The 21,541-nt window shown below is 52.9% G+C and carries 21 protein-coding genes; 12 read left to right on the top strand and 9 right to left on the bottom strand.

Features of this window, described 5'->3' with window-relative positions; all coding sequences use genetic code 11:
- Window positions 1–130: 130 nt before the first annotated feature.
- From AFERRID_RS12970 to AFERRID_RS12955, 4 genes are all read right to left on the bottom strand, one after another.
- On the bottom strand, window positions 131–1,414 hold the full coding sequence (locus tag AFERRID_RS12970; protein WP_126605394.1) for a Y-family DNA polymerase: 1,284 nt from the start codon (window positions 1,412–1,414) through the stop codon (window positions 131–133).
- Window positions 1,415–1,421: 7 nt separating this feature from the next.
- Window positions 1,422–1,898 (bottom strand): LexA family protein, encoded by a 477-nt coding sequence (locus AFERRID_RS12965; protein ID WP_126605393.1) that lies wholly within the window; start codon window positions 1,896–1,898, stop codon window positions 1,422–1,424.
- Complete coding sequence (locus AFERRID_RS12960) at window positions 1,888–2,121, bottom strand: hypothetical protein (RefSeq protein WP_126605392.1); 234 nt, start codon at window positions 2,119–2,121, stop codon at window positions 1,888–1,890. The genes AFERRID_RS12965 and AFERRID_RS12960 overlap by 11 nt, the downstream gene beginning before the upstream one ends.
- A 94-nt stretch (window positions 2,122–2,215) precedes the next feature.
- A complete protein-coding gene (locus AFERRID_RS12955) occupies window positions 2,216–2,899 on the bottom strand; it encodes an SOS response-associated peptidase (RefSeq protein WP_126605391.1) in 684 nt (227 codons plus the stop codon).
- 89 nt (window positions 2,900–2,988) lie between these two features.
- Between AFERRID_RS12955 and recD2 the strand changes: the two genes are divergently transcribed.
- The 3 genes from recD2 (at window position 2,989) to AFERRID_RS12940 (ending at window position 6,216) form a co-directional block, all read left to right on the top strand.
- The gene (gene recD2, locus AFERRID_RS12950) at window positions 2,989–5,172 is read left to right on the top strand and encodes an SF1B family DNA helicase RecD2 (protein ID WP_126605390.1); all 2,184 of its coding nucleotides are present in this window, start codon (window positions 2,989–2,991) and stop codon (window positions 5,170–5,172) included.
- A gap of 241 nt (window positions 5,173–5,413) precedes the next feature.
- Window positions 5,414–5,950, top strand: a complete 537-nt coding sequence (locus AFERRID_RS12945; RefSeq protein ID WP_226832981.1) for a hypothetical protein — start codon at window positions 5,414–5,416, stop codon at window positions 5,948–5,950.
- A complete protein-coding gene (locus tag AFERRID_RS12940) occupies window positions 5,947–6,216 on the top strand; it encodes an HU family DNA-binding protein (RefSeq protein WP_126605388.1) in 270 nt (89 codons plus the stop codon). Before AFERRID_RS12945 ends, AFERRID_RS12940 begins: the two co-directional genes overlap by 4 nt.
- Here the strand turns inward: AFERRID_RS12940 and AFERRID_RS12935 are convergent.
- Window positions 6,161–7,684 carry a transposase gene (locus AFERRID_RS12935; protein ID WP_226833168.1) on the bottom strand — a complete coding sequence of 508 codons (1,524 nt, stop codon included), beginning with the start codon at window positions 7,682–7,684 and terminating at the stop codon, window positions 6,161–6,163. The two genes, AFERRID_RS12940 and AFERRID_RS12935, sit on opposite strands and share 56 nt — an antisense overlap.
- Window positions 7,685–7,962: 278 nt before the next feature.
- Between AFERRID_RS12935 and AFERRID_RS12930 the strand changes: the two genes are divergently transcribed.
- From AFERRID_RS12930 to AFERRID_RS12900, 7 genes are all read left to right on the top strand, one after another.
- Window positions 7,963–8,238, top strand: a complete 276-nt coding sequence (locus tag AFERRID_RS12930; RefSeq protein ID WP_126605387.1) for an HU family DNA-binding protein — start codon at window positions 7,963–7,965, stop codon at window positions 8,236–8,238.
- Window positions 8,239–8,249: 11 nt separating this feature from the next.
- Entirely contained in the window at window positions 8,250–8,597 is a 348-nt protein-coding gene (locus AFERRID_RS12925; RefSeq protein WP_126605386.1) for a hypothetical protein, read from the top strand.
- Between the two features lie 65 nt (window positions 8,598–8,662).
- On the top strand, window positions 8,663–9,031 hold the full coding sequence (locus tag AFERRID_RS12920) for a hypothetical protein (protein ID WP_172959378.1): 369 nt from the start codon (window positions 8,663–8,665) through the stop codon (window positions 9,029–9,031).
- Between the two features lie 82 nt (window positions 9,032–9,113).
- Window positions 9,114–9,434: a chorismate mutase gene (locus AFERRID_RS16270; RefSeq protein ID WP_197722494.1), complete on the top strand. Its 321-nt coding sequence runs from the start codon at window positions 9,114–9,116 to the stop codon at window positions 9,432–9,434.
- A gap of 335 nt (window positions 9,435–9,769) precedes the next feature.
- A complete protein-coding gene (locus AFERRID_RS12910; protein WP_126605384.1) occupies window positions 9,770–13,138 on the top strand; it encodes a hypothetical protein in 3,369 nt (1,122 codons plus the stop codon).
- Window positions 13,131–13,610, top strand: a complete 480-nt coding sequence (locus AFERRID_RS12905; RefSeq protein WP_197722442.1) for a hypothetical protein — start codon at window positions 13,131–13,133, stop codon at window positions 13,608–13,610. Before AFERRID_RS12910 ends, AFERRID_RS12905 begins: the two co-directional genes overlap by 8 nt.
- A gap of 3 nt (window positions 13,611–13,613) precedes the next feature.
- On the top strand, window positions 13,614–14,825 hold the full coding sequence (locus tag AFERRID_RS12900) for a phosphorylase family protein (protein ID WP_126605382.1): 1,212 nt from the start codon (window positions 13,614–13,616) through the stop codon (window positions 14,823–14,825).
- A 129-nt stretch (window positions 14,826–14,954) separates the two neighbouring features.
- Here AFERRID_RS12900 and AFERRID_RS12895 read toward each other — a convergent pair whose 3' ends face one another.
- Together AFERRID_RS12895 and AFERRID_RS12890 are read right to left on the bottom strand one after the other, a co-directional pair.
- Complete coding sequence (locus AFERRID_RS12895) at window positions 14,955–15,659, bottom strand: CCDC81 family HU domain 1-containing protein (RefSeq protein ID WP_126605381.1); 705 nt, start codon at window positions 15,657–15,659, stop codon at window positions 14,955–14,957.
- Window positions 15,660–15,990: 331 nt separating this feature from the next.
- Window positions 15,991–16,449: a 1-acyl-sn-glycerol-3-phosphate acyltransferase gene (locus AFERRID_RS12890; protein WP_126605380.1), complete on the bottom strand. Its 459-nt coding sequence runs from the start codon at window positions 16,447–16,449 to the stop codon at window positions 15,991–15,993.
- A gap of 396 nt (window positions 16,450–16,845) precedes the next feature.
- Between AFERRID_RS12890 and AFERRID_RS12885 the strand changes: the two genes are divergently transcribed.
- Both AFERRID_RS12885 and AFERRID_RS12880 read left to right on the top strand, forming a co-directional pair.
- A complete protein-coding gene (locus AFERRID_RS12885) occupies window positions 16,846–17,802 on the top strand; it encodes a DNA cytosine methyltransferase (RefSeq protein ID WP_126605379.1) in 957 nt (318 codons plus the stop codon).
- Window positions 17,802–18,659, top strand: a complete 858-nt coding sequence (locus AFERRID_RS12880) for an NgoMIV family type II restriction endonuclease (protein WP_126605378.1) — start codon at window positions 17,802–17,804, stop codon at window positions 18,657–18,659. Before AFERRID_RS12885 ends, AFERRID_RS12880 begins: the two co-directional genes overlap by 1 nt.
- Before the next feature lie 61 nt (window positions 18,660–18,720).
- On the opposite strand, the gene AFERRID_RS12875 is transcribed toward AFERRID_RS12880, so the two are convergent.
- Together AFERRID_RS12875 and AFERRID_RS12870 are read right to left on the bottom strand one after the other, a co-directional pair.
- Window positions 18,721–19,785 carry a phosphoadenosine phosphosulfate reductase family protein gene (locus AFERRID_RS12875; RefSeq protein WP_269149229.1) on the bottom strand — a complete coding sequence of 355 codons (1,065 nt, stop codon included), beginning with the start codon at window positions 19,783–19,785 and terminating at the stop codon, window positions 18,721–18,723.
- A 17-nt stretch (window positions 19,786–19,802) separates the two neighbouring features.
- Window positions 19,803–21,524: a DNA cytosine methyltransferase gene (locus AFERRID_RS12870; protein WP_126605376.1), complete on the bottom strand. Its 1,722-nt coding sequence runs from the start codon at window positions 21,522–21,524 to the stop codon at window positions 19,803–19,805.
- Between the last annotated feature and the right edge of the window lie 17 nt (window positions 21,525–21,541).

Genomic DNA, 21,541 nt, shown 5'->3' with positions numbered 1-21,541 from the left:
CAGAAATAGGGAACAGGGAAAGGTGAGCGGTGAAGCACAAGCCAGTCTACGCCGGTGCTCTTTCATCGCGCAAACGCGTTTTCCCGGAGACGTGTCTTTATGTCTATACCGGAATAGAAGCTGATCTCGGTTATTCCAGCTTCGCTCTGGCCAGATCCGCCCATCGTGTCGTGTAGGCAGGGGACTTGTTGCCGCGTTTCATGGCCCATCCACGCGGTTCCTGCAGACCGGCAACACCCGGCTGGAGGGTACCGCTACCAAAACGCGCATTCACTCGGTCCAGCGTGATCATCAATTGATTGGCGCGCGCCTCATCTTCTGCCGACGTAAAAAAGTCGGCCTGCAGTCCAACAGCCGACGTGATCTCCAGGAGATGTACCCCCGCCTTGGCATAAGCAAATCCCGACCGATACATATCCGCCAGTGCGATACTGCCGGCTTGCAGGAACACCCGAGTATCCTGACTGGGATGATTCAGGGCGATGGTTCTCGTGGCATGGTATTGCGGCAGATGGGCCTGAAAAGGGCTGGTGTGGATAAACACCCGCAGGGCACCGGCCACCGACCCCTGACGACGCAGTTTATCGACGGTCCTTACGGTATAGAGGCTGATCGCTTCGCCCAATTCCTCTGCGCTGGTGATCGGGTGACCGAAGGACCGCGAGGATTGAATCTCCTGCCGGGGTGGCGGGATTTCCACCATGGCGATGCAGGGTTCCCCGCGCAGTTCCCGGATCATCCGTTCCATGAGGATACTGAAGCGCTTGCGCATCAGCGCGGGATCCGCCTGCCGGAGATCCCAGACCGTCTGAATGCCCGTCTCCTGCAATCGTGTGGTCCACTGGCGACCCACTCCCCAGACTTCGGAAACCGGCAATTGTTGCAGAAGACGCTGCTGATCCCCTACAGGCAGATCGTCCCACACGCAGACTCCTGCATATTCAGGCATCTTCTTGGCGACATGGTTGGCGAGTTTGGCGAGGGTCTTGGTCGCCGCAATGCCGACCCCGACCGGCAACCCCACCCATTGCCGGACTTTCTCTCGGGCTGCTTGCCCCATGCTGGACAGTCGGTCTTGCGCAACCCCCCGCAGATCCAGAAAGCATTCGTCGATACTGTAGACTTCCTGAATTGGGCTGAAGCTCGAAAGAATCCCCATCATGCGATTGCTCATATCGGCATAAAGCGTGTAGTTGCTGGACAGGGCGATGATCCCTTCCTGTTTGGCCAGCTTCTGCAGCTGAAACCACGGTGTTCCCATGGCGACACCCAAGGCTTTTACTTCCGCCGATCGCGCCACCACACAGCCATCATTATTGGAGAGCACCACCACGGGCCGCCCTTCCAGATTCGGGCGAAACACCCGTTCGCAGGAAACATAAAAATTGTTGGCGTCTACCAGGGCAATGGCCATGAGGGCCTCAGACGCGATGCAGCACCCGGGTCACCACGCCCCAGATGCAGAGTTCTTCCCCTTCCTGGAGGATGATCGCGGGAAACTCGGGATTTTCCGCCACCAGATGTACGGCGCTACCGATCCGGCGCAAGCGTTTGACGGTGAGATCCCCATTGATGGCCGCCACCACGATTTTGCCATCCACCGGGGTAATGGCCCGGTCCACAATAATCTCGTCCCCATCAAAAATTCCCGCGTCCCGCATGGACCAGCCAGTAACCCGCAGGATGAAAGTCGCTTCCCTGTGCTGGATCAGGTGGGTATTCAGATCGATCTGTTTTTCGACATAGTCGTCGGCGGGGGACGGGAAGCCTGCGGCAATGCGGGACACCATGAGCGGCAATGTACGGCGATGATGGCCGCCCACGGGCTGTGGCGATGTAGCCACCATGCCTTTGGCGCCCAATACATCCTGGGAGTTGGGGATCGGATCACAGCGCATAGGGTGGCTTCCGATCCTGATCGCCATGCCCTTGTCGTTGTGCTGCGGGCGTTACCGTCATTGGGCTATCGGAGAGCGTCCAGACATGGCGGGCGTCCCGAAATACGCCACCATTCCCGGCCGCATATGGTGGAGACTGATGACCCAGCCAGTCGGCCAACAAAGGGGCCAGGACCAGCAGCCATTGGTGTTTCTTGATGGGCTTTGCGTTCGTTGTCTGCATCAGAATGTGCTCCGCAACCGGGTACTATATATTTATACAGCACCCCGTCAGCGATGCGCAAGCCTCCTCTGAACCCCAGCATTCTCAGACCCCATCAGTCTGGCGCCGTCCCGTCCCAAGGCAAGATCGCCTCTGGCGTATCGTAACGGGTGCTGTTCACTCGCGGTGAAACCGCAAAGCTTTCCCAAGGAACGTCTTCAGGCTGAAAACAGGGCTCCAGGTGTGTCCGCCGCGCATGAGGATGCCACCAGAGCGACCAATGGTGGCGATCCAGCACCAGAGGCATGCGCTCATGAATGGGCTGCAACGTGGGTACGGCGGGTACAGTGATGATCGCGAAGGTCTCCTCGGTCTGACCTTCTGCGGTGGTGTGCTGGTCCCATATTCCGGCAAGCGCCAGAATGCGATGATCTTGCGCCCGGATGAGCACGGGATACTTTTCAGAAGGGTCTTCGGGGACAAAGGGCCACTCAAAATACCAGTCCGCCGGTACCAGTGCCCGTCTGGCGCGAAAAGCTTCCCGAAACAGCGGCTGGGTGGCCACCGTTTCGGCCCGCGCATTGATCGGCCGGATGTGGGTGCGGTTACTCCAGGCGGGTAAAAAGCCCCAGCGCATGGGTACCAACTCCAGGCCGAGATCCGGGGCCTGGCGCACGACGGGGTGTATCTGACCCGGAGCGCGGTTATAGCTGGGCGGAAAATCGCCACGAATGTGCAAGTTCCCCCAGGCCTGCTGAAGGTCCTCGGGGCTGTGAATGAAGCCATAGCGACCGCACATAACGCCTCCCGACAAATACAGACCTTGTGGTTCATGCTACCATTTTCCCAGGGTCAGCGGAGATCCGCTGCGTCAAGAGTCTTTTTCAAATGGCCAAACCGGAGCGCCAGAAGCAGGACACCCCCAATGAACTGCTCGGTGGACTGATCGAACGGGTCACCTTCCATAACGATGGAAGCGGCTTCTGTGTGCTGCGCATCAAAGCCCGCGGCCATAAGGATTTGGTTACCGTAGTGGGTCACGCCGCTTCCGTGACCGCCGGTGAATGGATCACCGCTTCGGGCATCTGGATCACCGATCGTGACCACGGCCTGCAGTTCAAAGCCGCCTTTTTAAAAACCTCCGCGCCGACCAGTCTGGATGGCATCGAGAAATATCTGGGTTCCGGCATGATCCGGGGCATTGGTCCCGTCTATGCCAAAAAGCTCGTTCAAGCTTTTGGGGATCAGGTGTTCACCGTCATTGAAGAGTCCCCGGAGCGGCTGGCTGAAGTGGAAGGCATCGGTCCCATTCGCCGGGAACGCATGGTCAGCGCCTGGGCGGACCAAAAAGTGATCCGCGAAATCATGCTGTTTCTGCACACCCATGGGGTGGGCACCGCCCGGGCGGTGCGCATCTTCAAAACCTACGGCACCGATGCCGTTCGGGTCATGACCGAAAACCCCTATCGGCTGGCCCGGGATATTCACGGCATCGGCTTCAAAACCGCTGACGCCATCGCCATGAAAATGGGTATCGAACTTCATGCACCGATACGGGTCCGGGCAGGCATCTCCTATGCCCTCATGGAGGCCCGGGATGAGGGGCATTGTGGATTGCCCCAGGAGGAACTGATTCCGCTGGCAGAGAAACTCCTGGAAGTCCCGACAGCGGCCATTGAAAGTGCCCTTCAGGAAGAATTACAGGATGGGGCGATCATTGCCGACCAGGTGCAGGACGCCGATTGTGTCTTTTTAGCCCCCCTCTACCGCAATGAACAGGGCATCGCCAGTCTCCTGAAGCAGCTCTGTGCGGGCCAAGCCCCATGGGCGGGTATTGCCGCCGATGCGGCTATCGATTGGGTGCAAAAGCGTCTGAACATGGCTCTTGCCGACAGCCAGCAATCGGCCATCCGCATGGTGCTGCAAGAAAAAGTGGCCCTGATTACCGGCGGCCCCGGTGTGGGAAAGACCACGCTCGTGAACGCGATCCTGCATATCCTCGACGCCAAGAAACTGCGCATCGCACTGGCCGCACCCACCGGACGCGCGGCCAAGCGCATGAGTGAAACCACCGGCAAAGAGGCCAAAACGATTCACCGGCTCCTCGAAATCGATCCCAAAGGCGGCGGATTCAAACGCCGGGAGGATTATCCCCTCGATATCGATCTGCTGGTCCTGGATGAATGCTCCATGATCGACGTTCCCTTGATGCACGCCGTCCTCAAAGCCCTGCCACCCGAAGCGGGATTGCTGATGGTGGGGGATCCCGATCAGCTGCCCTCCGTAGGCCCCGGCCAGGTGCTGGCCGATCTCATTGCCGCCAAAACCATTCCCGAAGTCCATCTGACGGAAGTCTTTCGCCAGGCCGCGCAAAGCCGGATCATTCAGACGGCGCACCAGATCAATGCAGGCCATATGCCGGACCTGAGAAACCCGGAGGGTCTCAGCGATTTTTACTTCATCGCAGCGGAGGATCCAGCGGAAGCGGCAGACAAGCTCGTCAAGCTGGTCACCACGCATATTCCCCGCCGCTTCGGTCTGGACCCACTGCAGGATGTCCAGGTACTGTGCCCCATGAACCGGAGTGCGCTGGGTGCCCGCGCGCTCAATGAAGCGCTCCAAATTGCCCTCAACGGCGAAAGCACTCCGGCCATCGAAAAGTTCGGTCGCCGTTTTGCGCCCGGGGACAAGGTCATGCAGATCCAGAATGATTATGAAAAAGAAGTTTTCAACGGTGACATTGGATTCGTGCAGGACGTGGACATCGAAGAAAACACCCTGACTGTGGACTTCGAGGGCAGAGTGGTCAGCTACGGATTCGGAGAGCTGGATCTTCTCCAACCGGCCTATGCCATCACCGTGCACAAGAGTCAGGGTTCGGAGTATGCTGCCGTAGTCATTCCCATGAGCACGCAACACTACCCCATGCTGCAACGCAATCTGCTCTATACTGCTGTTACCCGGGGCAAGCGGCTGGTCGTGCTCGTGGGCCAGAAAAAGGCCGTGGCCATGGCGGCGCGGAATGGATCCGGGAAACGACGGTGGTCAAAACTGCGGGAGTGGATGCAGTAGTCTGGAACGAGAGAGGCGAATGGCTGCGAAAGACTGATTGCGAACGTTCAGCAACGGAAAGCAAATGACTTATAGTCCTATTTTCCGCCACCATCCACCATACTTATAATAGCTCACCATGACGAACGTACATCCTTTTCCCAAACGCCCCGCGCCTAAAAAACACAAACACAACCATCCCGCTACAGGACTGGCATTTTTTGTTCAGGACCCAGATGGGGAGTCTGTAGACGTGCTGACGATGATCATTCTAGCGGGCAGCATGTATCTGAACCCTACGGATGAACAGCCACCCGACGATCTGCCTACAACCCAACTGTTACGCACTATGGATGGCCTGGATGCCATTGCGGATGCCGCCAATATTCTGGTGATGCACGCCAGAAATCACCCAGAAGGCTTCGACCAGGGTGCTGTGGATCATCTGGTTCACCAAGGTAACCAGGCTTACAAGGTGGTCCGCAAACTGTACGACATGTTGCCCTCGAATGATTTCATCATATCGATGGATAGCTATGGGCCAGATCTCATGGCAGAATATGCCACTAATGCGGCCATTGTCGTCACGACGAGCTTTGCTCTGGATCTGCTGGCGTTTTATTACGATCCATTCATTAAGACTGGCAAAGACCAGCGGAAGGCCATGTTCAGAAATTTCCAGGGGGCTTATCAAGAGGCCAGGGATGAATGTCAGTCCCGCACGAAAGGTCATGAATTCCTGATCAAGGAGCTATCATCAGCACACAGAGCCATGCAAAAGGCCATGAGGGAACAATGACAGTCACGAAAGTAGAACTGGCTAATCATCTGTGGGAAACCATGGGGACGACGCATAAAGAAGCAGTGCAAATGGTCGAGGCTTTCTTCGACAACATGCGAGAATGTATTGTTGAGCATTCGGAACTTATGTTATCGAACTTCGGCAGATTTGCCGTGCGGGATAAGGCACCGCGCCCGGGGCGCAATCCAATAACCCTAAAAAAAGCAGTTAAGGTCCGGCAAGTGCCGGAAAAGTCCCCGGCGGTGACCATGGTGATCGCGTAATTTGCGCAACGATGTAGCTCACGAGGAGGTCCCAGGGCTGGTGTTCCAGGAACTGCTCCGCAGTCTCCCGAACTATCCGCAACCCTCTACGGATATTCTCAATTCCGCGCTCCACCTTTTTCTGCGCGGCATGCATGGGTGTCAGAAAAAGATGAATCTGTCCAGCGTGTTTGGTGCTGCGACCTATAGCGGAGAGCAGCAATGGACGACTGGTGATGGCTTCTCTCCGTGACCCCGGAAAAGCCAGTCGGGAATACCAGCTCCACCAGTTGTAGACCAGCCCCACGGCACGCGCGGAGAGCCGACAACGGGCCAGATCACGAGTGGTGTACCCGCCCCATCCCCACTGGTTCTTGAGTTCGTCAAAACCGTTCTCCGCATCGGCCCGGTCGCGGTACAACTGCGCGATACTCAGAATGCCTTCTTGGATATCCGTCACCAGTACGGCGTATTCGTAGACCTTGGTCTGGCGACGGTCCACGAAAGCAAATTCCAGCTGGCCTTGATGTTCCTGGGTGGCGATTAGATGGTCTTTGAGTAGGCGACGGAGAATGACTACCCGGCGGCTCTGCTGCCACCCGGCCAGTTGAATCGTGTCTTCGCGGCCTTCCCAGCCTTGTCCTGCATCCGCCCAGTCACGGCGGGTAAATTCCCGCTGTAACAGGCGCTTGACCCGGGGCGATTGACGCAATTTGAAGAGATAGGACTGCTGCCGCGCTTCCATCTCGCGGATAACCGCATCATTGCCAAAGCCACAGTCGCCACGGACCAGATAAGGACGCTGTTCGGCACTCAGGGTGTCCAGTACGCGGTTCAGCCCCGGTTGGGCATGGTTGGAGGCCGTGGTGTTGCCGGCTGTCACTTCTACATCCAGCAATAGCCGCAGATTACCGACCCAGTACGCATGATAGGCATGGGATGGACGCCCCGGTTTGTGCGGATTGTAGCCTACTTCAGCCCCTTGCTGATGCCCGAATAACGTTTTGATGGTGGTGTCGATATCAAGAATCCAAGGCGTGTCACAGGCTGCCTTTGCGCTTTTGAACAAGTGCTTGCGCATCCATTCGGTGCCTTCGCCTTCGGGGATTTTACCCAGCGCCCGGCGCAGGGCGTCTTCGCTGACGATCTTGCTCATCCCCAGAATCTGCGGACTGACACCATCACTGCGTAATCCAGTGACATGTGCATAGCGTCGGTGACCCGCCAGTATGGAGAGATCCCAAGTGCCCAATACATCGCGCTTCTTGGGTGCGTTGGGGCTGTTATAGATCAAGGGACATTCTTCTACCCAAGCATCAAACAAACCACTGACTTTCTGAAACTCGGCAAAGAACACCAACTGGCCAAAGGGAGTGGCTGCCGATTCCTTATCCCAGGATACCTGAACACGACCGCCCATCGTATCCACAATCATGCTCTGTATAGCCTCAGGAATGGGCTTTTGGGGCCGCTTAGTGCGTTCACCCATTGGGTGAGCCTCCAACACAGGGGAAAAATCAATCCTATCAGAGGAATCCTGCCAAATCAGCAGGGGTAACTGCCGAATTTAGGATAACCGGACAGCCCCATGTGATCAAGGCGCGGCGGGTGGTAACATTTTCTGCCAGTCCGCTTTTGCGTGCACGATGTAATCCAGATTTACCGTTATCACCGAAGATCAAACGTCGGAAATCCGGTTTGAATGTTGCATCTGAGGCCGAATAACCGCTAAACTTCTGTCTACTATTTTACTTTCAAGAGATTGGCATGAATAAAACAGAATTTGTCGCAGCATTGGCCCAGCATGGGGCAATGTCCAAGGTGGACGCGGAAAAATTGTTTCAGGTGTTTCGCCACACCCTGGAAACAGAATTGACTGTGGCCGGGAAAATTGTTTTGCCCGGATTTCTCACCATTGAGGTCGTAGACAAGCCCGCAAGAAAGGCACGCAATCCCGCTACGGGTCAGGAAATTGATGTTCCCGCTAAGAAAAGCGTCAAGATCAGGGCGGGCAAAGAATTTGCAGACAAGGTCAACCACTAAAGGAATTCAGCATGGTAGAGAAGAAAACCCGTATTCGTCGTAGTGCTGAGCAGCGTCTGGCCGACCTCGAAAAGAAGCAGTTGGAAATTATGGAACGCCAGAAAGCAGCGATAGCGAAAATCGAAGAAGAGAAGAAGCGTTTGTTGAAGACTCCTTCCGCGAGAAAGGAAAGAGTGGAACAGGAGAAACGCTTTGCACGGGCATTGCAGGCACTGGCACCGGAATGGGATATGCGCCATGTGATCGCGGCGGTTGAGCTGGCCATCGCCGAAGATATGGAACGCTTGGTGGATCGCGGTGAGAAGTTGCTGGAGGAACACGGCAAGGCGCGTCGGGGACGTCGTCCCAGAGGAGAGTGATCAGGTCCGCAATGGGTGGATTTTCGGTTTTGTGAAATCTGTCCGGTCAGTCTGTTGGGAATGTGATGCCCATTGAGCTTTCTCCCATTATCCCACTCATCCAGAATCTAGATGTCCTGGTGCGTAATAATTGTATGGGTCTCGGGACAGCCATCAGGCGGCAACAGCGCATCGGTGGGTGGAACCGACATTTTGTCTTAACCACGCTCGACAGAAGCCTGGTGTGTCCCTTACCGGTTCTGCAGATCACCAGAAAGGCCATGCGGGACATGGATATTCCCCCGCTGATTGCGGCACACCATCCGGATGTGGTGGCGATGCTCTATGAGGACATGGATAATGTGGCATGGTGCATTCGTCTGGATGGTCCAGGCATGCCCTTACTGCAGGATGATTTTTTTCAGGCGTATGCAAAAATAGCGGTTCTGGTTTGACTATACCCGTAAAGGATTGGGTGGCAGCACTGATTGACAGCACCAGACTGAAAGCGGACGTTGGGCTAAGGCGCAAGGAGAAATATTTCTGATTAATAGTGTCAAGCGCAACTTCATCGAAGAAATTCGATCCAATATCGACCGCATTGACCGTCAGATTGTTACGCTACTGGCACAACGTGGGGCTTATGTAAAACAGGCGGCAAAGTTCAAGAAAACCACCACCGACGTCAAGGCACCCCAGCGGGTTGAACGGGTCATTGCGAAAGTCGTGGCCCTTTCCGTCGAGCTTGGCGCAAACCCAACCGTTACCGAGCAGGTCTACCGCGCAATGATTGCTGGCTTCATCAATGCTGAATTGGCTGAGCATGCAGCGCTAAATACTTGCAGCATCGAAATCTAACATGACATTCAAGCAGGACGCAGCAAAAAAACCAGCGCGCTACTCGATATGAACGCTTGGCGTGATCCAATAGCTTGGCATTAGCATAAGATGAAAATATGAAGCGCCGAGTTTGATGTCGAGAGGTAACCCATTGAAAGAGATACAATATATTACTATAAAGAATAAAATATATTCTTGCATTTAGATTTTATACCGTAGCAATTGGGTTGTTTATTGCTCATAGAAGAGGTGATGTTGGAGAATTTTGGTGCAAATTTTTTCTGTATCTATTGTGGTCGCCTTCAATGAGTCAACTAAGTTAAATCAAAGTTTCCAAGAAAACGGGGGGTTAAATGACGCACAATGAAACGTCGTTGCGAAAGTTGTTTCGAAATGCCGACGCGTTAGGTGATAAGAAAACAACAAACGTTCTGAGTCAAGCACGCGCTACCCGCCCACCACAAGAATATGCAGCTATAATAAAGTCGCTTCGCACTGCGGCACCAAAATCATCACTTGCTCTCTATGCATTAGGGCCACGCTCAACTTCAGAACTTATTTGGAATAGAAATGCACTCTTACCATTGCCATTAGAAAATGAATTACATTGGGCGAAACACTGGCTAACAGCACAGGCAATTCGAATAAACTCATTCAGGCGGATCGCCGCCGAATTGCAGAAGCTCGTGCTTGCAGGCAACTTGAATAACGCAAAAGAACAACTCGACAAGTACGTGGAATTTTCAGGATGGAGTCTATGGGCTGTAGAGCTTCGTGCCGCCTTTTTGCAGCTTGCCGATGGCACTGAAGCACAACGAGCATGGTTACATGAGCTTCAGTCAAAGGCGATAAACACTATCCCTGGACTATTATTCCATATATTTGCAGATCGCAACGATGACACATTTTCATTTGATGCCATCGTTGGAAAATGCAAAAACTCATTCCCACGGTTGGATGCCATTGCACCATGGCTTGTTGATTATTTGAATTATCGAGCGCTGTCATATGTCGACAACCCGATGCAATCATTTCCGAGAATTCTTTCAAGAGATATAAGTTCGTCACTCATCGATTATTATGAAAGCGTAATTGAATTGCTGGGCTATATTGAAAATGAAAAGCAGCTAACGTCACTGCGTCCAGTGGCAAGACAGCTCATATCTTACTTGCTGGATAACGGATACCAAGACCACCGGCTGAACAAGCTATCGGTTGCACTCCAGGAAATATCTCCGATATCTCCTATATCAACAGAGATCCATGAGCTTCCAAGTGAGCCATACCGTGCGTTTTACCCTGGTTATATCGAGCATAGTTATCTAAATTTACCAGATGATATTGCAAGTAATCTAAGAATATGTGAAAATAAAGGAGCACCCGCATACGACCTTTTAGGTAAGATGCTCAAGTGGGGCCTTAACCTACGAGGCTTAGATATTGGGCCTGCAGTTGCAGGTTACGCATTTTGGGTGACTTCAGATGTATTCGATAATCGCTCTCTTCCAATTAGTGTCGCCCTACTTACTGGCTCGACATGTGTCGACGATATTGCGGCATTTTCAGAGGAGATCGGCCAGCGCCTGATTCAAAATCATTTGTCTCATTTAGGTAGATGCGTGGATGACGAACAGTTGCTTAAGCCGAGTCGTTGGGGATTTCAAAATGCTCTGCCCATTGTAGGTCCGGTTTATCTATGGCTGGCTAATTTTCTTCTAGCCGCACAGCAGTTTGATGAGCTTTCACGACTAACAGGTTTTCTAGGTTACAAAAGCCAGTATTGGGAGCGACAGTGCGCCAAGTTCGATTTGGCCGCATTTGCAAGACAAGACCGCTTTGACGAAGCCATTAAGTTACTAACGGATTGGTTTCTTAGAGACTATCGATATGCTCGTGAGTTCCCTACCAGTTTGATTTTTTCGGGCAGGAAATGGAACTCATTCAGTAAATTAGACCTGATAAAAGTTGGCCTTGTTGCGCATTATACCTTTGAAGCAAAAGGCTCTGACGGCGTTGGTTATATCTGTAAAATGGCATGCAGAAAATTTCTGCAAAATGGTATGCGCAAAAATATAGTGAAAATGTACGCGGCTGCATCAGAATTACGTAAAGCGCAAATTGTGGCATTCCTTCGCGATGTGTGGATTGAGCAAAACATGGCGCTGTGTCATCAATTTGAGTCAACGGCTCAAGTACGCTCGGAACGTATGAGTGTACTCCAGCTATTATTAGGTTGGGATAAAGAACGGACTGCAGAATATGCTGAGGCTATTAAGGAACTCACTCTTATCCAAACTCTCCAGCAGGGCCTTGAGCGCATTGACCAGACCCGCATATTTGTTAATGAATCAGCAATAACGCGATGGGCGGAAAAGGAGATCGAACAGGATTATGAACGGTGGAAAAAACTGGGTAAGCCCAATACTGATGGAGGCGCAGTTGATGAGTTGCTTAGAATGTACGCACTGGATCCTGAAAATATCCAAATACTTAAGGATTTCGCAGATGGAAGACCGACTGACGCAGATGCCTTATTCATCGACGTCATTGACCGATTCTTCAAACGCTTTCTGCTTGATCCGACTGATGGGCTTGATGCCTACTTGAGTGTTCGAATTCGTCATGGGAGTTTTAGGGGAACCATCCTTGGGCCGCTGGAAGAGCAAGGGTTGCTCTACTCAACCACAGGGTTCTCACGTGAGGCGTTTGAGACGCGCTGGAGCGACGTTCTTCGGTTGCAGGACGCCGACAAGACGTTGCTACTGAGCACAGTGCAAGAATTCTCATATGACATTCGAAAGATTGTAGATGATTTCGTAAATCAACGAATTCAGGTTCGCTCCTCTGAAAAGCCTGATGGTGCTTTCGCTCAAATCGTGTCACCGATCTTTGCTAAAATTTTCGCAGCTAGCTTCGCGGAACAGCCTCCGACATTTCAGGCATTTTTGGCTAGTGGGTATTTTATTTTTTGGAAACTTATTGAGATTGGGCTAGCAGATCTCCGACAATATGTAACTGAAACGCTAGCTATAGCACTGCATAACAGAGTGGATACGCTTATAAATGACCTGAGATTCTTAGAGATTTATAGTCTCCCATTGATAACAACTCTAACTACTGTGTCTACGATGACGAAATCGCAGTGCGATACCGTTGCAGAGTGGTTCCAACTTCCGAGCGAAGTCGCGGGGGAAAAATATCAATTAGGTAGCGCCATTCAGATTGCTTCGGCCTTCACAAGGAACGTGCACCGCGCATTCAATGCTGATATTATTCTCAGAAGTGTTCCTGATGCTCCGCTTTTTTTAACCACATCCGCTCTCGCTGTTCTGATGGACTGCTTATTCGTGATATTCGAGAACGCGTGGAAGCACTCTGGATTGACCGTTGAGCTACCTCCTATTGAAGTAAGTATAGAGTTTTTTTCAGAACACAGGCTGTTGACTCTTGCCGTGTACAGCGAATTATCATTCGATCGGAGGCAAGAGCTTTTGGATGGGGAGCTTGATGGCCTCTGCAAAAAGTATCTGGGAGAACTTCCACTAGAACTTATCAGCCTTGAGGGTGGTTCTGGTTTCCCGAAGTTGGCGCGCCTAACACGATCTGTACCGCGGTTCGCCTGCCCATTGCCATTTGATTTTGGTATTGTAAATGGAAAGTGGTTTACCCGACTTACGGTTCCCCTTTACGAGCGCGATGGAGCTTATGAAGCTTATGAATAAACGAATCATATTGGTTGTAGAAGACGATGAACCAAAGCTGCGATCAATTGACGGATTTTTACGTGAGACGCTAGCCCAAGACGTAGAAGTTCGCCACGCTGAGTCACTTGCTAGCGCAGTTAGCATTCTGAGCGCAGTAGAAGTAGTCCTTGCCATCGTAGATATGTCAATTCCCACGTTTGACTTTATTAAGGATCGTCGAGGCGGTGGTCAACCACAGGGTTTTGGTGGTGCAGATATTCTCCGCTTTATCGACTCGGAGACTATGGATACGAGGAGCATCGTTCTTACGCAGTACGAAGAGTTCGTCCTTTCCCATGGTGGTGAACGTCGAGATCAGCGAGGCTTAGAAGAAATCTACCGCAGCGAGCTTGATGCGAGATTTCTAGGTGTGATCCACTACAGCGATCAGCATGGCACATGGAGACAGAAGCTTAGGGATGCGCTTAAAATCGTCCAACTCGGGGAGTGAAAAATGAGATTTCTGATTGTTGATGATGACCCCAATAAAATTTCTATTATTAAAGGGTTCTTGATTGAAAAGGGACTCTGCGAAACGGATATACTAACAACTGAGCATGCCGCAGGTGCGCGCAAGCTTCTCGAGCGAGAGTCTATTGATGTTCTGCTGATTGATGTTTTATTACCTGTGCGTAGGGGCGCGTCGCCTGATGGCAGGAATAGCGTTGAACTTCTACGCCAGATTGTTGAAGACGGAACAACGCCGTCACCGCGCTATATTTTTGGCATAACAGCCAGTAGAGATGCCCTAGAAAGACATGGAGAAGACTTCCAAAGCTTGGTAACGCAGGTGTTTCATGTTGCGCCGTGTGAAGATTCTTGGCGGGTCTCCTTGGGTGCGCTTTTGCTTTTGCTGCGCCGCGTTGAAGATTCTAGAACGTTCAACGATTATGATATTTGCGTTCTGACTGCGCTTCGTAATCCAGAGTTTGTGGCGGTCAATGATATTTGGCCGATGCAATTTGAGGAAGAAAAGCTTCTTGGGAGCAACATAATTTATCGAACAGGAACCGTAGAGTTATACGGCGCTTATAAACGCGTGATATGTGCTCACTTGTCTCAGATGGGGCCAATTGCGTCTACGCATGCAACTACGGCGTTACTCAATGAGTTTCGTCCTCGCGTGTTACTCATGACAGGAATTTGTGGTGGCTTTCGAGACAAAGTAAGTATTGGCGATCTTATTGTAGCCGAAATTAGCTGGGATTGGCAGGCCGGCAAGTGGAATGATCAAGGTAATCTAGCTACAGCATCAGATCAAAGGGGGTGCGCGGCAAGACTTCTCGCGGAGTCTCGCGGACTAAATACCGCGCTAAATGATTTTTATGCGGCCTGCAAAGGCCCACGCCCAAGTCAACCGCCTAGCCTTATACTTGGACCAATGGTTACTGGCAGTTCAGTAATTGCGTCAAGTGATATACAACGTATTTTTCGGGGCCAGCACCGGAACATGGTTGGTGTAGACATGGAATGCTACGGTCTATATTACGCAGCCGAGAACCATGTTGGTGCACCAGTAGATGTTATCTGTTTAAAAGCTGTCTCAGACTTGGCTGACCACGCAAAGGGAGACAACTTTCATGAGTACTGTAGTCGCCTTAGTGCGTTTGCTTCATTAGAACTAGTGCGCCGATATTTTAGGAATGGAGAAATCAGCCAAGAATAATCTTCGTGTCGTATGATAAAAGCTAAGTCTTACACAACTACGCCATATATAAACAAAAACTAGATGTCTGCTTCCGCTGCTCTACTGCCATAAGTGATTGATCGGCAATTAAAATGGATATGGAGCACGCTAAAAGCCTTTATATGCGGATGGAATAGACATTATTTCATTCTCCATAAATGCCGCCAAGGTTCTATAAGCGCGCTCGACGAGGAAACAGTCTCTCTGAATATTTGGATCCTTACCTCCATGAAATAGATTGTTCCTTACCCCGTACCAGAATTCGACCATGTTTCCCCAATCAGACAACGATATCACAACGCCTTTCCTGGAGTTATTGCTTTTATCAATATGGTCACCAATATTGTTCCACCACCCATCAATCGCAGGAAAATCTAAATCATGTGACGTGTTATGAAGCGGATTGCTATCTAATTCTTTGATCACAGAAACCCACATATCGCGCAATAATTTATTGTCCATAACTAGTTTTATATACCTTATTTCCCGAGCAGAATCTCGCTTTAAATGCTGGATTGCATGTCTATCACTTTTTGCGCTGATACAGATGTGATTTTTTAAGTTTGCAATGAATGCTAAATACTCAAAAACAAACCGAGAAAAATAATCTCCAAGTTTGGCTTTTTTATGCCACTCAATAATCAGAGGGTTATAGCTTTGCAATTCGTCGCTAATAAACTCAAAAGTCATATCACATCGTGAACAGTAATACTCGATAATACCAATGCCCCAAGCACCATAATCCCCTGAGAGTTCAGCAGCAAAAAAATCCGCTATCTGGCCTTCTGTAGCATCATCATCCAGTTCTGTCATTTCCTCCCGGCGATCAGTTTTGATCAAGCCGTGGCCGCAATGCTCGCATTTCAATTTGCATCATCCTGAATCTAATAAAAGAAATAATTGAACCCTGCTCTAGTAGATATTACACCTGCTCTGTGTAGGTGTGAAGGTCTGCTTCCGCTGCGACCCGGTCATTCGCATTCGCAGGTCCGGGATGATTAAGCACCCGACAGAGAATTTGATCGCCGTGCCACGATCGCTTGTTTCAGCCCTGTTCTGCACAGTACGGCACATATTGAGAATGGCACTAGCCAACCACTTCTTGCACAGTACAGTCATTTCTCCCTTCACTACCTCATGATCGCTAGTCAATCTCTTTTTGCATATAGCCAACTTTTGTTGCTCGCCTTCCACGCCCCTGATGCACGACTTGAGGAATCCGGCAGGAGTGATCCAAGCAAATCTCCGTAACCAGGCATCGTGATTTTCGCATTAACCAAGAGGCTCCTGGCAGGTCTGGCCGTGCCGGATCAGAAATACCCGTTCCTTGCGGAAACAGTACTACTCCGTGGCCATTTTTCAGGGTATGAAAAATCTCCCGCAACGCCATAGGTGACCGTTGGTCAAGTGCAATCATACGCTGGTGACCGTTTAGTCGGCCATACCAGGACAGAGCTATTCGCCAGAATGGATGGCGGGCATAATCGGGATCGACGGCGAAGAGGTAGCCACAGTGGCCGCCAATCTGATGCAGGTAACGGGCAACGACTAGGCCGTCCAGCAACGACATATGCGGACGGACAAGGATCAGGTGACCCGGCATGACAATACTCCCATGAGTGATGATGGGAGGGTATAGATCATGCACAGGGCGATATGGGTGCCCTCTCATAGAAGGCTGCGTCTGGTGCGCTCTCTTCGTATGAAGGCGCAGAGGGCGCAGAGGGCGCACAGTCCAGCCGCTGGGGTGGATCGCAACGGGCGTGCCAGAGCGTAGCGGCAGGCACGGGTCGTTGCTAAGTCGCTGATATCGCGATTGATGCCAGCACTGTACCCCTTCTTTATCTTGCGTTGCATTCCGCCGTACAACGTGGTCATAGACCTCTAAATGAAGATTTCAACCGTTGGTGTTGCGCTGGCAGAGTACTCGTACTCGAACGAGGCCATGCAAATATGTTACGCTCGTCCGAGCCGGTATAACGCCGAGAGGAAAATAATTATGAACCAATTCACCTCGCTAGAAATATGTTCAGGTGCTGGTGGCCAGGCTCTCGGTCTAGAGATGGCTGGATTCAACCATGCCGCCTTAGTCGAGCTGGATTCGGCGGCATGCGCTACGTTGCGCCTCAACCGCCCGTGTTGGAACGTGGCTGAGGGGGATTTGCGCAAGTTTAGCGGCATCCCCTACAAAGGCGTTGATCTGGTGGCCGGAGGAGTGCCCTGCCCGCCGTTCTCTAAAGCGGGTAAGCAGCTTGGCGCCAAAGATGATCGTGATCTGTTCCCAGAAGCGATCCGACTGGTCGACGAGTGCCGCCCGCAAGCGGTAATGCTTGAGAATGTGCGGGGACTGCTTGATGCGGTCTTTGACGACTACCGCAACAAGGTGGAAAAGCAGCTCAAAAAGCTTGGCTATATGCCTGGATGGCGACTGCACAACGCTTCGGACTATGGCGTTTCTCAACTCCGTCCGCGTGTGGTATTCGTGGGCATCCGTAAAGATCTGGCCGCCGGATTCTCCTGGCCTGAGCCGCTCAAGGCTAACCCACCTACCGTGGGCGAACTTTTGCACGACCTTATGAAAAGCAATGGTTGGCAGGGGGCCGACCGCTGGCGAGAGCAGGCCAACGCGATTGCCCCCACGCTGGTGGGCGGCTCAAAGAAACACGGTGGTCCTGATCTTGGTCCGACCCGTGCAAAACGCGCCTGGGCCAGCCTCGGCGTAGATGGAATGGGATTGTGGGACGAGGCTCCACCGCGTAACTTCGTCGGCATGCCTCGCCTGACACCACGCATGACTGCCAGAATTCAGGGCTTCCCGGATGAATGGCAGTTTTCAGGTCGAAAGACCGCGACCTATCGCCAGATCGGCAATGCGTTCCCACCGCCAGTTGCATCCGCTGTCGCTCGCCAGATTTTCGCAGCTTTGGCCATCAAACGCATTTTCAAGGTTTCGTGATGGCGGCCCATTTCGCAGAAGCCCGCAAGGCATTCCATGCCGCGCTGCTAGAGTCAACTCTGACCATCAATAGCATTGGAGTAGTCAGCAATGCCGACAGCAGCAACACTACGAGCAAAGCAATCGCCAAAGGCATCGCGGAACTCCTTGAGGCCGAGACCATCGGGGAGCGGATTGCGGGTCAGACCTCGGGCAACCAGTTCGAGAGCATTTGCGCTGACTTCGTGCGCGAAACATTCCTCAAGCTGGGGCACATCCGCCCCGGTGCCTGGGACGTGCATCAAGTCACTGGCCGAAATCGCTTAGAAATCGCCAAGTATGAACAGTACGCGCACTTAATCGCACTGGATCGCGCCGCGAAAAACGATGCCGAGTTAGCTGCCGCTCTGGGAAGCGACTATACCATTACGCCAGATATTGTGGTGGTACGCGACACTATCGAGGATGGCGTTATCAATGCACAAATATGCTTGGTCAATGATCACGTAACTACGCTTTCCAGCCTCCGAAAGAAAAATAGCGGCCATCCCTTACTGCACGCAAGCATTTCCTGCAAATGGACAATTCGCAGTGATAGGGCACAAAACGCCAGGTCGGAAGCCTTAAACCTGGTACGTAACCGCAAGGGACGCCTGCCGCACATTGTGGTCGTCACAGCAGAGCCAACACCAAGTCGTCTTGCTTCGATCGCCTTGGGAACAGGGGACATTGACTGCGTGTATCACTTCGCTTTGTACGAACTGCAGGAAACCGTGCAGACTCTCGGCATGGATGACGCAGCTGATCTTCTGGCAGTAATGGTTAATGGCAATCGCCTGAAAGACATTTCAGATTTACCGCTTGACTTGGCGGTATGAAGCATACAACAGAACACGCGAACACAGAGTATTACGCCAATCATTGATGTCTCCCCCATGATTATTCGCACAGCCCATAGGCAGACGCGCAAACTGGAATATCTATGGGAACGTCAGCAAACAGATCCATGGTACCGTTACCGCCCATCGCCCACTCCACACGGGATCGGATGTTAAGGTCGGCAAAAATGGCCCTACGATCTTTACGATCGTCGGCATCACACATAAAGGTGGAAAACCCCCTCTTGGATGCTTGCCCAACTAACCATTCCCAATCTTCTATGCGGTCTATTTCATCTGGATAGCGATAAGCGGTCTGGGCTAAACCTTGCTTGTTGGTATTGATGCACACGCACCCAACCCGGCTTTGCCCCTGAGAATAAAGAGGATTCAAGGGGCAGTCCTGGGAGCGTACAAAATCCACGGTCTGTTGTGCGGTCCAGTCCACCAGAGGCCGAAAAGCCCATAGCTTTGGGCCGATACGTTCCAGGCGTTTCGCGTTACGGCGATTCTGGGATTCATCACGGCGAATCCCTTGCCAGGAGACGACCGAAAAGCCGTGGTCAATCAGATCGAGTTGAAAAGTTACGGCGATATTGCGCTTGAGTTCTTCGGTGCAGAATTGGGCCATGCGAGACGGAAAGCGCCCTTTCCATAAGCACAGATCCAAGAATGGGTTGCCGGTTGGCTGTAAGACTGTGAGCGCCCGCCTCTTGGCCTTGTTAGACCAGCGCACCTTTTTACCATGCGCCTTTCGCATTTTCGGGACAATTTCTTGCTGTTTAATCCCTTTGCGAATAACTGTGCGATAGTGAATGCGACCCTGGGAGTCCCTGGATGGGACAGGGTTCCCATATACGTCCAATACAGGTACCCGTTGATATTCGCGATTGGTCCGTTGGTCGCGGGCGATAAATCTTCGCTTGGCGGCGATCTCCGCAGAAAAGTCCGCCTTGAGGCGATGGACCCTGATACCCAGATGACGCTCCAGATCGTCCAGATAGATATAGGTAATGGGGATTTCATTGCCCGTATCGCAAAAAATCGCCACAATCTGCTCACGGGGTACGCGCTCCAGAGCCAGCAGCAAGGTCGCTGTCGAGTCCTTGCCTCCTGATACGCTCACCACATGGCAGATAGACGTCACTGAGCCTTAACCCCAGGACTGACGCTCAGTACCACCGCCACCGGCTGCACCCAGATGGGCAGGGCATAGAGCATGAACGTCTCTCCGGACCACGCCAGCAGGAGTGTTTGACCCATCACCGCGGCGATGGCCTGTGCCGCCGACGGGGGAACTGCGTTTCCAATGCGTTCCCTCCAGGCCGAATCGCTGAGGCCTTCCAGTTCCAGATGCTCTTCGGGGTCCACCAGCCCTTGCAGGGCCGCCAGCTCCAGAGTGGTGAATGCCCGATGCCAGGTGTTGTCCAGAGCGCGTTTGATGGCCACCAGCTTGGCGCTCTGAGCGGGCATTTCGTCCGCCTCATTCACGGTCGAAAAACAGGAAGCGCGCGGGTCAGCTACGCTCCACTTGCCGTTATCATGTCCGGCTGCCGCCGATACCGCCCCGCAGGCATCCGTCCACGGCACAACACCGTAATGGGCCGCCTTGAGATAATTATCGCCTTTGGTACGGGTCAGGCCCGTGCGGGGATCAGCTACAGCGAGGGCACCGCCAGCCACATGGGATGCGCCCACGACGGTTTTACTCACGCTGTCCCACGGGACGATGCGATATATGTTCTGGTGCGTAGTGCTCTTGTAGCCTGATCGCGGGTCGGCGACCGCGTACCGGCCACCGCCAGGCGCGGATTGCCCGCTGATAGCACCGATGCTGTCTTCCCAATCCCGGACACCGTACTGGCCATACTCAGCGGTCCCCTGGAAACGCGGATCGGCTACAGCGTAGCGCCCATTGGTGACACCGCCACGCCCCGAAATGGTCCCGCTCGGGGCATTCCAGGCATTGACGCCCAGGTAGTGGACGCGGCGCTCCGGCAGAATCAAATAATCCTTGAGGGTTCCATCCTGGACCGCCAGTTTGTTGAGTGATCGCCAATCGCCGCCGACCTCCACGAAGGCCAGACGCACCCAGGTCTTCCATTGCAGAGAAGGGACTCGGTGCATGGCGCCGCCAGAGGGATCTCCAGGCATGGGCATCCGGCCCAGAATGTCGCCCACGGCCAGCAAGGGGCGCTTTTCCGGCTCATAGAGGAAAGGCGGTACCTTTTCCATGTGTCGGGCCACCATCAGGAACCGCTTGCGCGTTTCGGCAAGGCCGCCCAACTCGCCGCAATCGTGCGTGGTCTCGGCCACCGCATACCCATAGCGACGCAGCAGCCCACCAATCTGATCCAGTAGGTGCCGACCACGGTTTTGTATCCGTGGGACGTTCTCCAGAATCACAAACTCGGGGAGATCGTCTTTCCATGCCTCCAGGGTCAGCCAAATGCCGCGCACAGTGAGCCGGTTGAGAGCCTGGTATCTCTCGGTCTTGCTCTTGCCTTCGGACAGGAGTCCGGAGAACGCCTTGCACGGCGGGCTGGTAAAGACGATATGGGGCCGCTCATTGCCCGCCGCCTTGCGGATGTCCGCCGACGTCGCCTCGCGCCAACCCGCAGGCGGCTCCTCGCCGTGAAAGGCGCGGTACTGATCCCGGTCGAAGAGATCCAGCACGGTCCCAGGCACGCCGGCCAGTCGCGAAAAGTCCGCGACGGCCCTCTGATCAGAATCCACACCGCCCAGGCAACGGTAACGGGCCCGCATGGAACCGACGCGAGCCTGACCACGGTTGAAGCCTGCGGAACCGCCGCCAAGGCCGCAGAACAAGTGAAAATGGCGGATCTCCCGGTAATTCGTCAGCATAGGATGGCCCTTGCTCG

This window comes from Acidithiobacillus ferridurans, assembly GCF_003966655.1.
In the GTDB taxonomy this organism is placed as follows: Bacteria; Pseudomonadota; Gammaproteobacteria; order Acidithiobacillales; family Acidithiobacillaceae; genus Acidithiobacillus; species Acidithiobacillus ferridurans.
The sequence above is the reverse complement of the archived record's forward strand: the minus strand, read 5'-3'. Positions and strand labels throughout refer to the sequence as shown.

Coding starts and splice junctions, on each gene's coding strand:
- AFERRID_RS12910 (WP_126605384.1), top strand. CDS start 9,770: ATGACGCACAATGAAACGTCGTTGCGAAAGTTGTTTCGAAATGCCGAC.
- recD2 (WP_126605390.1), top strand. CDS start 2,989: ATGGCCAAACCGGAGCGCCAGAAGCAGGACACCCCCAATGAACTGCTC.
- AFERRID_RS12905 (WP_197722442.1), top strand. CDS start 13,131: ATGAATAAACGAATCATATTGGTTGTAGAAGACGATGAACCAAAGCTG.
- AFERRID_RS12945 (WP_226832981.1), top strand. CDS start 5,414: ATGATCATTCTAGCGGGCAGCATGTATCTGAACCCTACGGATGAACAG.
- AFERRID_RS12880 (WP_126605378.1), top strand. CDS start 17,802: ATGGCGGCCCATTTCGCAGAAGCCCGCAAGGCATTCCATGCCGCGCTG.
- AFERRID_RS12960 (WP_126605392.1), bottom strand. CDS start 2,121: ATGCAGACAACGAACGCAAAGCCCATCAAGAAACACCAATGGCTGCTG.
- AFERRID_RS12955 (WP_126605391.1), bottom strand. CDS start 2,899: ATGTGCGGTCGCTATGGCTTCATTCACAGCCCCGAGGACCTTCAGCAG.
- AFERRID_RS12970 (WP_126605394.1), bottom strand. CDS start 1,414: ATGGCCATTGCCCTGGTAGACGCCAACAATTTTTATGTTTCCTGCGAA.
- AFERRID_RS12890 (WP_126605380.1), bottom strand. CDS start 16,449: ATGCCGGGTCACCTGATCCTTGTCCGTCCGCATATGTCGTTGCTGGAC.
- AFERRID_RS12900 (WP_126605382.1), top strand. CDS start 13,614: ATGAGATTTCTGATTGTTGATGATGACCCCAATAAAATTTCTATTATT.
- AFERRID_RS12870 (WP_126605376.1), bottom strand. CDS start 21,524: ATGCTGACGAATTACCGGGAGATCCGCCATTTTCACTTGTTCTGCGGC.
- AFERRID_RS12885 (WP_126605379.1), top strand. CDS start 16,846: ATGAACCAATTCACCTCGCTAGAAATATGTTCAGGTGCTGGTGGCCAG.
- AFERRID_RS12965 (WP_126605393.1), bottom strand. CDS start 1,898: ATGCGCTGTGATCCGATCCCCAACTCCCAGGATGTATTGGGCGCCAAA.
- AFERRID_RS12920 (WP_172959378.1), top strand. CDS start 8,663: ATGCCCATTGAGCTTTCTCCCATTATCCCACTCATCCAGAATCTAGAT.
- AFERRID_RS12895 (WP_126605381.1), bottom strand. CDS start 15,659: ATGACAGAACTGGATGATGATGCTACAGAAGGCCAGATAGCGGATTTT.
- AFERRID_RS12940 (WP_126605388.1), top strand. CDS start 5,947: ATGACAGTCACGAAAGTAGAACTGGCTAATCATCTGTGGGAAACCATG.
- AFERRID_RS12935 (WP_226833168.1), bottom strand. CDS start 7,684: ATGGGTGAACGCACTAAGCGGCCCCAAAAGCCCATTCCTGAGGCTATA.
- AFERRID_RS12925 (WP_126605386.1), top strand. CDS start 8,250: ATGGTAGAGAAGAAAACCCGTATTCGTCGTAGTGCTGAGCAGCGTCTG.
- AFERRID_RS12930 (WP_126605387.1), top strand. CDS start 7,963: ATGAATAAAACAGAATTTGTCGCAGCATTGGCCCAGCATGGGGCAATG.